The organism is Glycomyces sambucus, assembly GCF_900102815.1.
Lineage (GTDB): Bacteria > Actinomycetota > Actinomycetes > Mycobacteriales > Micromonosporaceae > Glycomyces > Glycomyces sambucus.
Genome location: NZ_FNGF01000005.1, coordinates 281057 through 295021, shown reverse-complemented (window position 1 = coordinate 295021; position 13965 = coordinate 281057). Strand labels below are relative to the sequence as shown.

The following is a 13965-nucleotide window of genomic DNA, read 5'->3' as shown; positions in this document are numbered from 1 at the left end:
GGCACCGCTTGTCGGGTCGACGGTGCTCCTGAGTTCGTCGTGAAGATATGCGGAGCCTGCGACTACCGACGCGGCGGACGTCGTCACCGCTGTTCGAAGCGGGCCGCTGACCTGCGGTTCTCCAGGATTTTCGAGAACGCGGGCCAGCGCTCATGACCAGGATCACGATGGTTGCAATTCGGTCAAGCAGCAAGGTTTGTTGCATGTTGCGGACGGTCGCACTGCGCCCGTCGGCGTCCGTTCCGAGCAAAAGGAGGGCGCGGGGTCCGCCCAATGGTCTCCGCGCCCTCCGGTCTCGGGCCTCGGCCGGTCGGGCCGAGGGTGGTGCACTAGCCGATCTCGACGAAGTACTGGGTGCCGTCGAGCGACCAGATGTCCTCGAAGTAGAGGAGGTAGGACTCGGCGCCGGTGGGGATCTCAACGCAGGCGGCGCCGGAGGAGTCGGAGCCGGGCGAGACCTCGGCGGTGTCCATGACGTCGTTCTCGACGGTGTTCATGCAGTCGATGCTGTCGTAGAACGTGCCGTCGGCCCAGATCCCGAAGGTGGCGTCGAGCCAGAGGGTGCCGGTCGCGGTGCCGTTGTAGGTGCCTTCGAGGGTGATGAGGCCGTACTGGTTGCCCTCGGCGGGCTCGGAGTTGAACTCGTTGGCGGCGAGGACGGCCTCGGTGGCGTCGAGCTCGACGGTGCCGTTCAGGGTCCAGTCGGTGATCTCGACGGCGGAGCCGGCGGGGAGCGGCGACTCGGGGCTGGTGCCGTCGCCGGTGGCGGCCTCTTCCTCCTCGGCGACCTCTTCGACGGCCGACTCCTCGGTGCCGGTGTCGTCGGAGTCGGAGGCGGGGTCTTCCCCGGCACTGCACGCGGAGAGGGCCGCGAGGCCGATGAGGGCGGCGCCGCTCGCGGCGAGGAGGCGCTTCGAGATCTCGGGGAATTCGATGTTCATGGGAAACCTTCCGTGGGGTGATGTTCTCAGTTGGAAGCTTGTGAAGTTACTTCACGAGACTAGTAGACTGTGTCGAGCCCGCGCAACGCGGGGTGGGTTACGATTCGATAAATCAAGACAGGAGCCCGCATGACCACCCGTGACGCCGGCCCAGGCGAGACCATCACGCTGACCGACCTGGCCCGCCTCGCCGCGGTCGGACGCAACGCCGTCAGCAACTGGCGCCGCCGAGAACCCGACTTCCCCGCTCCGGTCGACGACTCCCCCCGGCGCCCCCGCTTCTCCCTGTCCGCGTTGGAGTCCTGGGCCGAAGCCCACGGCCGCGAACTCCACGTCACCGGCGCCGACCGCCTCTGGTTCCGCCTCTCGAGCGCCCACGCGACGGCGGAGGCGGCACTGGAGGAAGTGGCGGCGGCCTTCGACAAGGACACCGTCAGTGGAGATCCCGCCGGGTCGGGAACTGGAGCCGAGGGCCCGACGACCACCCCCGCCAATACCGAAGACGACCGGGGGAAGGGACGCAACGCCTCCCCCGCCCACCCCGACCTGGTCGCCGAAGTGCAGGCGCTGGCGGCCCAGACCCCTGCCTCCGACCTGTTCGAGTTCTTCATCGAGCGGGCGCGGGAGGCGGCGGGAACCGGTGTGCCGCCGGGGATCGCGCCGCTCGCGAGCATCGCGGCGGCCGTCAGCGGCGACCGCGCCGACCTGCGCGTGTTCGATCCCGCCTGCGACGAGGGCGACCTCCTCGCGGCGGTCACCGCCAAGGCCGGACCCTTCGCGGCCCTGGGCGGACAAGACCTCTCGGCCGCCCGCGCCAAGATCGCCGAACGCCGGATCCGCCTCCTCGACGCCCGAATGCGGTCTGAGCCGACCAAGGACGAGTCGTCCGCCGCGACGACCGAACCGCCCCAGGAGGCGAACGGACCAAAGCCTTCTCCAAGAACAACCGATCCCGAAGAACGCCCGACCACCCCGAGCCAATCCACCAGCCTTGCGGAAGTGGCTGTCCACGTGGGGGATTCACTCCTCACCCCCCTCCCCGCAAACCGTTACGACCTCGTCGTCTGCGACCCGCCGTTCAACCTCAAGGACTGGGGCTACGACCAGCTCCCGGACGGCGCCGACCCCAGGCTCGCCTACGGCACCCCGCCTCGCACCGAACCCGAGCTCGCCTGGGCCCTGCATTGCGCGGCGCTCCTCGACGCGGGCGGGTACGCGGTGGTCCGGATGCCCGCGCAGGTCGCCCACCGCCGCTCGGGCCGCCGCATCCGCTCCGAACTCCTGCGCTGGGGGGCGCTGCGGGCCGTGGTCGACCACCCGGAGGCCAAGGCGCACATATGGGTCCTCGCGCCGCGCGGCGAGACCACGCAGCTCCTCGTCTCCAACGGCCGCGATTTCGCCGACGCCTGGGCCGCGTTCACCGCCGCGCCCGATGCGCCCCTCGCCACCGCCGACTCCGCGACGGTCCCGCTGATGCGTCTGTGGGACGAGGACGTCGACGTGTCCCCGGCCGTCTATCTCACCAGCACGTCCGGCGGCGCCGAGGACATCGGCGACGCGGCGGCGGCCCTGAGCGCGCGCCTCAACGAGATCGCGGGGACCAACCTCCCGAACTTCCGCACCGGCCCCGAGCGGTCGGCCCCCGAGACGAGCCTCGGCGACCTGGAACGTGACGGCCACCTGGTCGTGGCGCCGGGCGGCGGCGAGGCCGACGAGGTCCGCTGCGTGATCGTCGACCCGATCGGCGAACCGCCGGTCCGCATCGGGGTCCGCCGCGACGCCACCGAGACCCAGTGGACGATCACCTGCGAACCGACGGTCGACCTCGGCTGGATCGCGGCGGCCCTGTCGGCGCGGCTCCCGGCGGCCTCCAAGCGCACGGCCACCGGCGCCAAGCGCCGCATCCTCTCGGTCAAGATCCCCCGCCTCACCCTCGACGACCAGCAACGCCGGGGAGCGGCCTTCGCGCGGCTCGAAGAGCTGCGCACCGCCCTGACCGCAGCCGGCCGCCAAGCCGAGGCCCTGGCGGCGGAAGCAGCCGCCGGCCTGGTGTCAGGAGCGGTCACCGCAGAAGACTGACAGCCCCTCACATAGTTATCCACACCCACCTGACCTGCCCGAACACCGAAACCCACAGAGTTATCCACAGGCGGGAAATCAATCCTGTACAGCAGGGGCCTGACCTGTGATTGTTGGTAGCAAAAACACCTTCCTCCTGGTGGTGGTGGAGGAGGAGGGAGGTGGAGTCGGTCTGGCAGGACTGGCGGTGAATGTGGGATACCCCGGGGGCCGCCCCCGAAGACCGCGCGGGAGTGCACTCCCGCGCGGCTCCTGCCGGACACACCTCGCGAGGTGAAGAAAGCGCGGGCGCATCGGCACCCAGCCGATGCGCCCGCACCAAAGAACAAAAAATCCGCAGGCCCCGCAAATCAAAGACCTGCGGCACAAGCGCAAACTGGAGCCGCTGACAGGATTCGAACCCGCAACCTACTGTTTACAAGACAGTTGCTCTACCGTTAAAGCTACAGCGGCCTGTCGACGCCCCTCACCAGGTCGCGACCTCCTGGATTCTACCGGACCGCCCCGCCGCCACAGGAGCCCCGATAGTGCGCGCCGCCCACCACCCGCACCGGGCCCGCCGAAACAGCGAGGTGCTGCGGTCGAAACACGAGCGCTTGGTGCGTCCGAGTGACGCGAATGCGAAGTCAAGAAAGGGCCTCGGGTGCCGCGAGGCCCGACTGCCGCTCGCGGCGATGCGGGGCGATCGGGGGCTGTACTGGCGATTTCGGATTCAGGGCGTCCTCGTGCCGTGAGCCGCCCGGAGGCGGTGCGCGGCACGAGGACGCCGCTGTTTCAGCAGGTTGGGGTCAACCGGTAGGTCGAGGCCCGGATAGGGTCTCCCGATGGTCCCCGCGGAAGCGCCTGCCCCCTAGTTGCTGACCTGGGTTTGCTCTTGCTTGCTCGTTAGCTACCGGTTAGCTGGTTGGTAGCTGACCGGCGGCTCTTGCTATCTCAGGCCGAAGGCCCGGATGGTGGTGTGGGTGACTTCGGTGCCCTGGTCGTCGAGGGCGGTCATGCGGACCGAGACCCATTTGGCGCGGCGGGGGTGGGTGAGTTCGGCCGTGGCGGTGTCGCCGTCGCGGTCGATGTCGATGGCCTTCCAGGTCCGACCGTCGTCGTAGGAGACTTCGAAGGTCATGTCCTCGGCGTGGACGACCGGGCCGTACTCGTTGTAGCGCAGGTCGAGTGTGATCTCCTGGCAGCCGCGCTTCGGCGCATAACCGGCCTCGATGTCCTCCGAGGACAGCTGGACGACCGGCAGCACGATCTGGTCCAGTTCGCCTTCGGCCACGGGCGCCGAGTCGAAGCTCCACTCGGCGCTGAAGCCGGTGCCGAAGTCGCGGGAGGCTGAAGGCTCGGTGGCGTCGACGCTGATCGTGTAGCGCCCCGCGTCACCCGCGGGGATCTCGGTGAAGAACGCCTCCTGGTAGAAGTCGAGCCCGGTCGCCGTGGCGATGATCTCGCCGTCGCGGCTCAGGGTCACGTCGCCCTTGTCTCCGGCGAGGATGATGCGTTCGCCGTTGCCGCCGCCGACCGGGTAGAGGTCGGCGCCGAGGAGTTCCAGGCCGCCGTCGTTGAAGCGGAAGCCCTCGGAGACGCCGGCGGAGAGCCCGCCGCGGGGCATGAGGCGTTCGGCCGGGCCCGGTTCGTAGACGGCGCTGGAGGTGGCCACGAAGCCGTCGGTGAGGACGCCGTCAGGGGTGCGCGGCCCTGCCATGAGGCCGTTGTCCCAGTTCACCTCGGGGTCGGCGGTGTAGTACACGGTCCGCTGCGAGGGCACCGCCGTGGGGACGAGGGTGCAGAAGCCCGTGCCGATCCAGCCGTCCACGTGGTCGCCGTAGTCGCATGTCTCGGCCTCGGCCGCACCGTAGGCGGTGCCGAGGTCGGTGTAGTCGGTGGCGACGGCCGCGAGGTCGTCGTCGGCGACGCTGAACTCGGTGTCCGCGGGGTAGCCGCCCCGTTCGAGGAAGGCGAGGTTGTAGACGTACGGGTCGTCCGCGTCGGCGGGTCCGGTGAGCACCGGCTGGTAGACGAAGTCGAGCGCGTAGTCCGGGAGGTCGGGTTCAGGGAGGACGAATGCGTCCACTTGCGAGCCGAGGTAGATGCCGGACCCGAGCGTGTTGGCGCCCGAGGCACCGATGTGCAGGGCGGCGTTGAGGACCGAGGCGTCGGGCTCCTCGACGTCGATGCTCACGGGGCGCGCGTCGGCGCCGTCGAGGACGAGTTCGGTGCCGCCTTCGGTGACGGTCACCGGGGTCATGCCGAGGACGGCGTGGCCGCGGGTGGTGTCGGTCGGGTCGGACCAGAAGCCGGAGACGATGATGTAGTCGCCGACCGGGAGCGCGACGCCGCCGTTGCCGTTCTCGTCGATCGGGATCGCGTCGAAGTCGGAGCCGTCGCGCGCGGACCAGAGGATCCAGGACCCGTCGGGGGCCTTGCCTCCCCGGTTGAGGAGCGTCAGGTTCAGCTTCTCGAGATCCGCTGCGGCCGTGAGGTTGTCGGTGCCGGTGTCGGGGACGAGGCCGGCGTACGCGCGGTCGTCCAGTTCGGACTCCGGTGCGGCGGCGGCGTCGGTCTCGCCGGCGCGCAGGAGTTCGGAGACGTTGTAGCGGCGGGGGTCCTCGTCGCCGGAGGCGACGGCCGCGACCCGGTCGGTCGGGACCACGACCACGTCGCCGCCCGCGGGCGGGGTGAGGAACGTGGCGTCCTCGCGGCCCGCCGCGGGTTCGATCGCTGTGGTGCCGTTGGGGAGCAGGGTGACGCGGTCGCCGGTGGGGAGGGTGACCGCGGAGGGCGCCGCGGCGTCCTCGAAGGCGGCGGGTGTCTCGGCGTGGGCGGTGGTGCCGCCGGTGAACACGGAGCCGGCGAGTACCGCCGCGGCCGCGGAGGCGGCTGCCGTTCCTATGAGGTTGGGTCGTCGCATGGTCGATCCTCAGTGGAGACTCGGGCGGGCCGGTCGGCCCGTCCGTGTCCAGGGCGCCCTACAGGTCCGGAATGGTTGCATACGCGGGATGCGTTGCACCGCTTGGCGGTTTCCGAGAAAAATATCGGGACGGACCGGGCGTCGGCGCCGCTTCCTTTGGAGGAGTGCGACAGATTCGGCGCAGATTCAGTAGCATTACGGTTGCGGAGCGTGGCGAGACTCGGTTCATGAGCACTGCAATGGAAACGCCCGGCCGCCGTCGCGGCCGGATCGCCTACGCCACCGGGCCTCTCGCGGCCCTGGCGCTCCCCGCGTCGATGGTCCTGGACCACTATTTCTCGATGGAGCCGGTCCTCGGGCTCCTCGCCCTCACCGCGGGCCTCCTGCTCGCCCTCGCGACCGGCGTCCTCGCCCGGCAGGCGTGGTTGCGCTGCACCGGATGGCTGCTCGCGCCGCCGCTGTGGTGGCTGGCGGTCGTCACCTGGGCGTTCTGGGGGCTCACCGGATCCTGGTGGGTCTGGGCCGAGACGGTGGTCGCCCTCGTCGTCTGGCCGATCATGGCCGCACCCGCCGCATGGCTCGCCTGGTCGTTGCACCGCCCGCGGCGCAAGGGCCGCAGGGGCTTCGAGGCCGCCGCGGGCCGGGCGGGCGCGGTGCTCACCGCGGCCGCCGCCGCGGTCGGCACAGCGCTCTTCTGGACGGCGGACATGAGCGTGCTGTACCCGTTCTGGGACGTCGTCGGGTACGTCCTCTGGACGTTCCCGTTCGCGTGCCCGCCGCTCCAGCTCCTCTGGGGCGGCGTGCGGGTCATGCGCGACCGCGCTGCGGAACGCTCCTACTCGTCGCGGAACGAGTAGATCTGCGAGCCCGCCGGGGTGAGGCACGCCAGCCGCGTCTCGGTGGGCGCGCACGCGTACACCTCGAGGTCGATGCGCAGGTCGGTGCGGGAGCCGTCGCGGCCCAGCCCGATCACGTTGCCGACCGCGGTCCCGAACGTGGAGCGGCCCGGCCAGGTGAGGGCGCTGCCGCCGTCGATCGGGTCGAACGTCTCCTCGAGGTTGTTGTTCACGGTCTTGAAGTTCTTGTTGTAGATCTGGGTCCGGATGTCGTCGCCCGCGTAGTACTCGGCCATGATCCGGTTGCCCAGCGGCTCGATCCATCCGTACTCGCGGTCGTCGAAGTCGTGCGCGATCTCCTCGGCGTCCGTGTCGTACACGTGCCAGTGGTACGCGTCGGTCGTCTCCGGCACCAGGTCCCCCACGCACACCAGGGTCTCCCCGCACACCGTGATCTGCGCGGGCGGCACCTCGCCGGACTCGATGCCAATGCCCTGCTCCTGTGACAGGTCCTCGGTGTCGTACACGTTCAGCTCGTACCCGGTCTCCTTGTCGACCGCGACGTACAGCAGGCCGTCCCACGCGTAGTACAGGTCCTCGACGGACTCGATCTCCTTGGAGGACACCGCCTCCCCGGACTCGACGTCGTACACGTGGGTCACGCCGTTGCTGGTGACGATCCACAGGCGGCCGTCGCCGTTCGCGCGCGCGGTCGGGTTCGCGATGTCGTCGGGGGTGCCGACGAGGTTCCACTGCTCGACCGTGACGCCCTCCTCGAAGCCCCAGGACGACACCTGCTCCCCCGCGGCGTCGTAGACCTCGAACGCGTCGCCGCCGACCGGGCCGACCACGAGCAGGTCGCCCGAGCGGGCCGCGTCGCGGGCCCAGCTGGTGACCGTGTTGCGGACCTCTCCGGTCTCCCAGTCCAGGAACACGAAGCGGTACTCGGCGCCCGCCTCGACCTCCTGGGAGAACGCGATGATCTCCTCGGAGACGAAGAACGTGTTGCTCCAGCCCGCGCCCGGGAGGACCTGCTCCGCGTCCCACAGCAGCTCGCCGGAGCGGTTGTCGACCGCGCGGACGTGCAGCTCCTGGCCGGAGTCGTCCGAAGAGGACGTCGTGTAGAACATGACTGAAGAGTCGCCGACCGCGCGCACCTCGTACACGCCCTCGTCGACCTCGCCCGAGAGCGCCTGGGCCGCACCGACCTCGCGGAGCTCCTCGGCGAACGGGCGCTGCTTGTACGGGTTGGCGAACCACCAGATCCCGACCGTGACGGCCGCGACGAGCACGATCGCGGTCACACCGATCGCGATCCACTTCGGAGGGATGCGGCGGGCCTTGTACTCGGTGCCGCGGCGCGGCGGCGACGGCGGGGTCTTGTCGTCCCCGCGGCGCAGCTGCACCGTCTGGTCCGAGCCGGTGACCGGCGGCAGCCCCAGCGACGGGGCCGTCAGCTGCGGCGGCGGCGAGGGCGCCGGGGACGGCGGCGTCACCGGGATCGCGGCGGTCATCGCGAGCGCGGCGCCCTCGGAGACGGGCAGCTCGGGCTGCTCCAGGACCGTCGGCGCGATCCCGAGTCCTTCGTGGAGCATCTTGGACACCATGGGCATCCGCGAGGACCCGCCGACGAGGAACAGGCCCGCGAGCTGGTCGGGGCGGCGCCCGGTGAGGCCGAGGACCCGCTGGGTCTCGGCGATGGCGCGGGCCAGGAGCGGCCGCGAGATCTGGTCCAGCTCGCCGCGGGTGAGGTGCAGGGACTGCGCCATGTCGGGGACCGTGACAGGCGCGACGGAGGAGCGCGACAGCATCTCCTTGGCGCTGCGCACCTCCTCCCACAGTTCGCGGCGGTTGCGCAGTTCCGATGCGCCGCTGGGGCTTTCGAGGCGCTTCCAGATCTCGGGCTCGCGCTGCTTCACGGTGGCGCCGATGTGGGCGACGAGGGCCGCGTCGAAGTCGAGGCCGCCGAGGTCGGGGAGGCCGCCGTCGGCGAGGACCCCGAAGGAGCCGTCGGCGCGGCGTTCGAGGACGGCGATGTCGAGGGTGCCGCCGCCGAAGTCGAACACGGCGAGGGGCTGCCCGGACGCGACCTGGTGGGAGAGGCGGGAGGTGTAGTAGTGGGCGGCAGCGACGGGCTCGGTGATGATCTTGACCGGCCGGTAGCCGGCTTGGGCGGCGGCGTCGTGGAGTGCGCCGCGCCGCTGGTCGGACCAGGCGGCGGGGCAGGTGAGGACCGCGTTCGGGAGGTGCCCGACGGCTTCGATGGCGGTGCGGGCGACGCGCGAGAGGATCGCCGCGAACGCCGCGGTCACCGGGATCTCCCTGTCCCCCAGGAGGATCGTGCGGTCGGAGATGCGCTGCTTCGGGTTCGGCTCGAACCGCTCGGGGGCGGTGAGCGCGAGGCGTTCGGCGTCCTTGCCGGTGTGGATGTTGCCGGCGGGGTCGAGGAAGACGGCCGAGGGCATGACCGGCGAGCCGTCGAACAGGAGCGGGCGCGTGCGGCCGTCGGGCCACACCACCACGGCCACGGTGTGCGAGGTACCGAGGTCGACGCTGAGCAGGTAATCGGCCGGCATACGGGTGCAGCTCCGGGGGCTAGGGCGTGCGGGATCTTTTTCAGGTTAGTGCGGCGGGGCGACTCGCGCGGGTACGGGATCACCCGTTGCGGGGGCCGCGGCGGCGGGGCCGGCCGTGCATCCGCTTTCCCGCCGGATGCACGGTTCGGCAGTGGCGCGAGTGGCGGCGCTAGCGGCGCTGGCGCTGGACTTCGGCGAGCGCGATGGAGGCCGCGACGGAGGCGTTCAGCGATTCGACCTCGCCGGAGATCGGGATGCCGGCGCGGTGGTCGCAGGTCTCGGCGACGAGCCGGGAGACGCCCTTGCCCTCGTCGCCGACGACGATGAGGAGCGGGTCGGTGGCGACGGGGAGGTCGAAGACGTCGACGTCGCCGCCGCCGTCGAGGGCGACGGTCATGAACCCGGCCTGCTGGCACGCCTGGATGGTGCGGGTGAGGTTGACGACCTTGGCGACGGGGAGGCGCGCGGCGGCGCCGGCGGAGGTGCGCCAGGCGACGGCGGTCACGGAGGCGGCGCGCTTGGACGGGATGATGAGGCCGTGGCCGCCGAAGGCGGCGGTGGAGCGGATGATCGCGCCGAGGTTGCGCGGGTCGGTGATGCCGTCGAGGGCGACCAGGAGCGGCGCGGTGCCGGAGGTCTGGCTGATCTCCAGGAGGTCCTCGAAGGCGGCGTACTCGTAGGGCTCGATCTGGAGGCCGATGCCCTGGTGGAGGGCGTTGTTGGTGCGGCGGTCGAGGTCGCGGCGGGCGAGTTCCTTGATGGGGAGGTCGCGGTTGCCGGCGAGGCGCACGGACTCGGCGACGCGGTCGTCGAGTTCGGTGCCGAACGCCACGTAGAGGGCGGTCGCGGGGACCTTGGCGCGGAGCGCTTCGAGGACGGGGTTGCGGCCGAGGATGAGTTCGGGCTCGTCGTCGCGGCGGCGGGTCTGGGCGGTGCGGGGCCGGATCTTGCCGATGTTGGTGGTGCGGCCTTCGGAGGCGGCGCGGGCGCGTTCGGTGGCCTGCTTGCGCTGGGTCTTCTGGGGCTTGTCGTCCCCGGTGTACTCCTTGTGCCACGGCCGGTCGGCGGCCTTGAGGGTGCGGCCCTTGCCGGCGAGGCCCTTCTTGCCTCCGCCGGAGCCGATCTTCGGGCCGGCCTTGCTGGTCTTGCGACGGTTCGGGTGCCCGCCCTTGGTGCTCATCGGTTCAAGTTCCCCAGTGGTGTCGGTCGTCGTCTGCGGGTAGGCGATCGCCTAGTCCACGGTCCACACGGGACCGCGAGGGGTGTCCTTGACGGTGATGCCGGCGTGCGCGAGGTCGTCGCGGATGCGGTCGGCAGCCGCGTAGTCCTTGCGGGCCCTGGCGTCGGCGCGCTGTTCGAGTGCGAGCTTCACGAGCGCGTCGACGGCGCCGGTGAGCTTCGCGTCGCCCGGGTCGTCCCAGTGCGGGTCGAGCGGGTCGAGGCCGAGCTGGTCGAGCATAGCTCGGACTCCGGCCCCGGCGCGGGCCGCGGCGGCGTCGTCGCCGCGGTGTGAAGCGGAGTCGAGGGCGGCGTTGGCTTGGCGGGCCATGTCGTGGATCACGGCGACGGCGGCGGGTGTGTTCAGGTCGTCGTCCATGGCGGCGGTGAACTCGGGGGCGAGGGCGCCGCCGATGACGGCGTCGGCGCCGAGGGCGTCGACGGTGCGGTGGACGAGGTTGGCGAGGCGTTCGAACGCGGCCTGGGCCTCGGCGAGGGCGTCCTCGGAGAAGTCGACGGGCGACCGGTACTGGACGCTGGTGAGGTAGTAGCGGATCGCGGCGGCGCTGAAGCCCTTCTCGCCGAGGGCGGCGACGGAGAGGGTGTTGCCGAGGGACTTCGACATCTTGGTGCCCGAGAGGTTGAGCATCCCGTTGTGCACCCAGTACTTGGCGAACCCGAGGCCGGCGGCGCGCGACTGGGCGAGTTCGTTCTCGTGGTGGGGGAACATGATGTCGGTGCCGCCGCCGTGGATGTCGAAGGCGTCGCCGAGGTAGCGGCGAGCCATCGCGGAGCACTCGATGTGCCAGCCGGGGCGGCCGGGGCCCCACGGGGAGGTCCAGGCGGCGTCCTCGGGCTCGCCGGGCTTGTGGGCCTTCCAGAGGCCGAAGTCGCGGGAGTCGCGCTTGGCGCCGGGCTCGGGGCTGGACAGCATGTCCTCGGGGCGGCGGTGGGAGAGCTGGCCGTAGTCGGCCCAGGAGGACACGGAGAACCAGACGTCGCCGGCGTCGGTGGCGTAGGCGTGGCCGCGTTCGACGAGGGTCGCGATGAGGTCGGTCATCTGGGTGACGTGGCCGGTCGCGCGCGGCTCGTAGGTGGGGGGCGCCACGTTGAGGGAGTGGTAGGCGGCACTGAGCTCGCGCTCGTTCTCGTAGGCGATGGCCCACCAGGGGCGGCCCTGCTCCTCGCCGCGGACGAGGATCTTGTCGTCGACGTCGGTGACGTTGCGCACGTAGGTGACGTGGTAGCCGCTGCGGCGGAGCCAGCGGATGAGGACGTCGTAGGAGACGCCCGAGCGCAGGTGCCCGATGTGCGGGGGGCCCTGGACGGTGAGCCCGCACAGGTACACGCCGACGCGGCCGGGGTTCCGGGGCTGGAAGTCGCGGATCGAACGGGTGCCGGTGTCGTACAGTCGCAGGCTCACGCGACAAGTCTAGACAACGCGGGCCCGCGCCTAGCGCCCCGAGCCCAGCGTGTCAAGGGCTCGCGTCAAGGGGGGAACGCCGACGGCCCCGGCGCAGCGCGCCGGGGCCGTCGGGTGTCGTGCAGTCGGTGCATCAGGGCATCAGTGCGTCGATGCGCGAATGCGTGGATACGCAGATGAGCCGCGTCGGTTACGCGGCCCGCCGCCGGGCGATCACCAGGGCGCCGCCGCCGATCGCGAGGACCGCGGCGAGGCCGACCAGGAGGCCGGTCGCGCCGGTGCCGGTCACGGGGAGGACCCCGGAGCCGGACGGGTCGTCGGTCGGGTTCCCGGACGGGTCGCCGCCGGGGACGCCGTCGCCGGCGATGTCCCACAGGGTCGTGGTGCCGGAGATCTCGTTGCCGACGGCGAGCATGGGGCGCCCGGTCGGGGAGTCTTCGGCCGCGACGAACGCGATCGACTCGGGGCCGAGGTCGCCCCCGGCGCCCGCGGCGAGCTCGGCCGCGAAGTCGCGGTTGCTCACGTAGTCGACGAACTCGGCGTTCGCCGGGTCGGTGACGTCGTAGACCATGACGCCGCCCTGGCGCTCCAGGCCGATGAACGTGTAGGTCGCGTCCCCGACCTGGCCGACCGCGACGGCCTCGGGCTCGGGGCCCTTGTCGTCGGAGCGGTCGTCGACGTCGTTGCCCTCGTTGTCGGCGTTGAAGTTCGCGGCCTCGACCTGGGCGAGGGTCTGCTCGAAGTCGTCGCCGGAGTCGAAGACGAGTTCGCCGTCGGCCGACCAGATCGAGAACGACCGGCCGCCGAAGGAGTACAGCTCGTCGTAGCAGCCGTCCTCGGTGGCGCCGAGGGTGCTGGTGACCTTGAGACGGCCCAGGTGCTCGTCGGCCTGGAGGTCGGCGAGGTCGGCGCCGCCGAAGGCGCCCTCGCACAGCTCCAGGTCCTTGACGCGGGCCTCCTCGGTGTAGTCGCCCCACTCGCGCACGTCGCCCTCGTTGGCGGTGACCAGGTAGGTCTCACCGCCCGCGGCGTACGCGTCGATCCCGTCGGGCAGGTACAGGCCCTGCACCGGCCACGACGCGATGTTCACGGCGTCGTCCTTGTCGGAGGCGTCGAGCCCCAGGCCCTGCGCCGAGTGGTCCTTGGCGCCGAGCGGCAGGAGCTCGGCGACCTCGCCGGCCGCCAGGTCGACGACGGCGATCGCGTTGTTCTCCTGGAGGGTCACGTACGCGGTCGCGTCGTCGGCGATCGTCACGTACTCGGGCTCGATCGCCCGCTGCACGGCGTCGTCGCCGGTGAGGTCCGGGCCGAAGACCCGGAAGCCCTCGGGCAGCGACGCCTCGTCCCACGCGGTGAAGTCCGCGGTGGCGACGTCGAACGTGGCGGCGTCGACGATGGAGACCGTGCCGACCGGGTCGACGGTGTAGTCGTCGTTCGGCTCGCCCTCGTCCGCGGTGACGGCCTTGGCGCCGTCGGGCGTGAACGCGATCGAGTCGGGCTGGGCGCCGACCTGCGCCGAGTCGATGAACGCCCCGTCGGTGTCGAAGAACGCGACCCAGCCCGGGTCGGTCTTCTCGGGGGCCTCGACGGCGACGGCCACGCGGCCGCCGTTGACGGCGACCGAGTTCACGGTGGCGCCGGCCGCGTCGAGCGCCGCGGCGGCGTCGATCACGGCGTGCTTGACCGGGTTCGCGGGGTCGGACACGTCGAGGACGTCCACGACGCCGGCCTCGGCGTTCACGGCGAACACGCGCTTCGTCTCGGGGTCGTAGGCCACGATCTCGGCGGCGCCCTCCGCGAACACGCCGGTCGAGTAGGTGCCCAGGACCGACAGGTCCAGGGCCGGACCGTCCTGGGCGAGTGCGGGCACGGGAACGGCGAGCGCCGCCAGCCCGACCGCGAGCGCGGGTACGAGCAGTCGCTTCTGCACAGCTGGTTCCTGACTTCTCGGGGGATGGGGTGACGGCCCAAGTCCACCGAGGAAAGC

General features: G+C 71.3%; 8 protein-coding genes and 1 tRNA gene. 2 read left to right on the top strand and 7 right to left on the bottom strand.

Translation table 11 applies throughout. The features are described 5' to 3' along the window. Positions 1 to 329: 329 nt before the first annotated feature. Entirely contained in the window at positions 330 to 941 is a 612-nt protein-coding gene (locus tag BLS99_RS16650; protein ID WP_091052189.1) for a hypothetical protein, read from the bottom strand. 129 nt (positions 942 to 1070) lie between these two features. On the opposite strand from BLS99_RS16650, the gene BLS99_RS16645 reads away from it, so the two are divergent. Next, positions 1071 to 3020, top strand: coding sequence for an N-6 DNA methylase (locus tag BLS99_RS16645; protein ID WP_091052186.1), 1950 nt, complete (start codon positions 1071 to 1073; stop codon positions 3018 to 3020). 377 nt (positions 3021 to 3397) lie between these two features. Here the strand turns inward: BLS99_RS16645 and BLS99_RS16640 are convergent. Then, positions 3398 to 3473 (bottom strand) — tRNA-Thr (locus tag BLS99_RS16640). Positions 3474 to 3948: 475 nt separating this feature from the next. Continuing rightward, the gene (locus BLS99_RS16635; RefSeq protein WP_091052183.1) at positions 3949 to 5925 is read right to left on the bottom strand and encodes a hypothetical protein; all 1977 of its coding nucleotides are present in this window, start codon (positions 5923 to 5925) and stop codon (positions 3949 to 3951) included. A gap of 227 nt (positions 5926 to 6152) precedes the next feature. Here BLS99_RS16635 and BLS99_RS16630 point away from each other — a divergent pair, with 227 nt between their 5' ends. Then, positions 6153 to 6782 carry a hypothetical protein gene (locus BLS99_RS16630; protein ID WP_143034840.1) on the top strand — a complete coding sequence of 210 codons (630 nt, stop codon included), beginning with the start codon at positions 6153 to 6155 and terminating at the stop codon, positions 6780 to 6782. Here BLS99_RS16630 and BLS99_RS16625 read toward each other — a convergent pair. From BLS99_RS16625 to BLS99_RS16610, 4 genes are all read right to left on the bottom strand, one after another. Beyond that, entirely contained in the window at positions 6761 to 9337 is a 2577-nt protein-coding gene (locus tag BLS99_RS16625) for an Hsp70 family protein (protein WP_091052179.1), read from the bottom strand. The genes BLS99_RS16630 and BLS99_RS16625 overlap by 22 nt on opposite strands. Positions 9338 to 9506: 169 nt before the next feature. Beyond that, the gene (gene rlmB / locus BLS99_RS16620; RefSeq protein ID WP_091052176.1) at positions 9507 to 10517 is read right to left on the bottom strand and encodes a 23S rRNA (guanosine(2251)-2'-O)-methyltransferase RlmB; all 1011 of its coding nucleotides are present in this window, start codon (positions 10515 to 10517) and stop codon (positions 9507 to 9509) included. A gap of 51 nt (positions 10518 to 10568) precedes the next feature. Next, positions 10569 to 11978, bottom strand: coding sequence for a cysteine--tRNA ligase (cysS, locus tag BLS99_RS16615; protein WP_091052174.1), 1410 nt, complete (start codon positions 11976 to 11978; stop codon positions 10569 to 10571). Between the two features lie 190 nt (positions 11979 to 12168). Continuing rightward, positions 12169 to 13908: a choice-of-anchor I family protein gene (locus BLS99_RS16610; RefSeq protein WP_176953392.1), complete on the bottom strand. Its 1740-nt coding sequence runs from the start codon at positions 13906 to 13908 to the stop codon at positions 12169 to 12171. Positions 13909 to 13965: the final 57 nt, after the last annotated feature.

Excerpts from the sequence above, each read along its gene's own strand:
- BLS99_RS16650 (WP_091052189.1), bottom strand. The coding sequence starts at position 941 with ATGAACATCGAATTCCCCGAGATCTCGAAGCGCCTCCTCGCCGCGAGC.
- BLS99_RS16645 (WP_091052186.1), top strand. The coding sequence starts at position 1,071 with ATGACCACCCGTGACGCCGGCCCAGGCGAGACCATCACGCTGACCGAC.
- BLS99_RS16635 (WP_091052183.1), bottom strand. The coding sequence starts at position 5,925 with ATGCGACGACCCAACCTCATAGGAACGGCAGCCGCCTCCGCGGCCGCG.
- BLS99_RS16630 (WP_143034840.1), top strand. The coding sequence starts at position 6,153 with ATGAGCACTGCAATGGAAACGCCCGGCCGCCGTCGCGGCCGGATCGCC.
- BLS99_RS16625 (WP_091052179.1), bottom strand. The coding sequence starts at position 9,337 with ATGCCGGCCGATTACCTGCTCAGCGTCGACCTCGGTACCTCGCACACC.
- rlmB (WP_091052176.1), bottom strand. The coding sequence starts at position 10,517 with ATGAGCACCAAGGGCGGGCACCCGAACCGTCGCAAGACCAGCAAGGCC.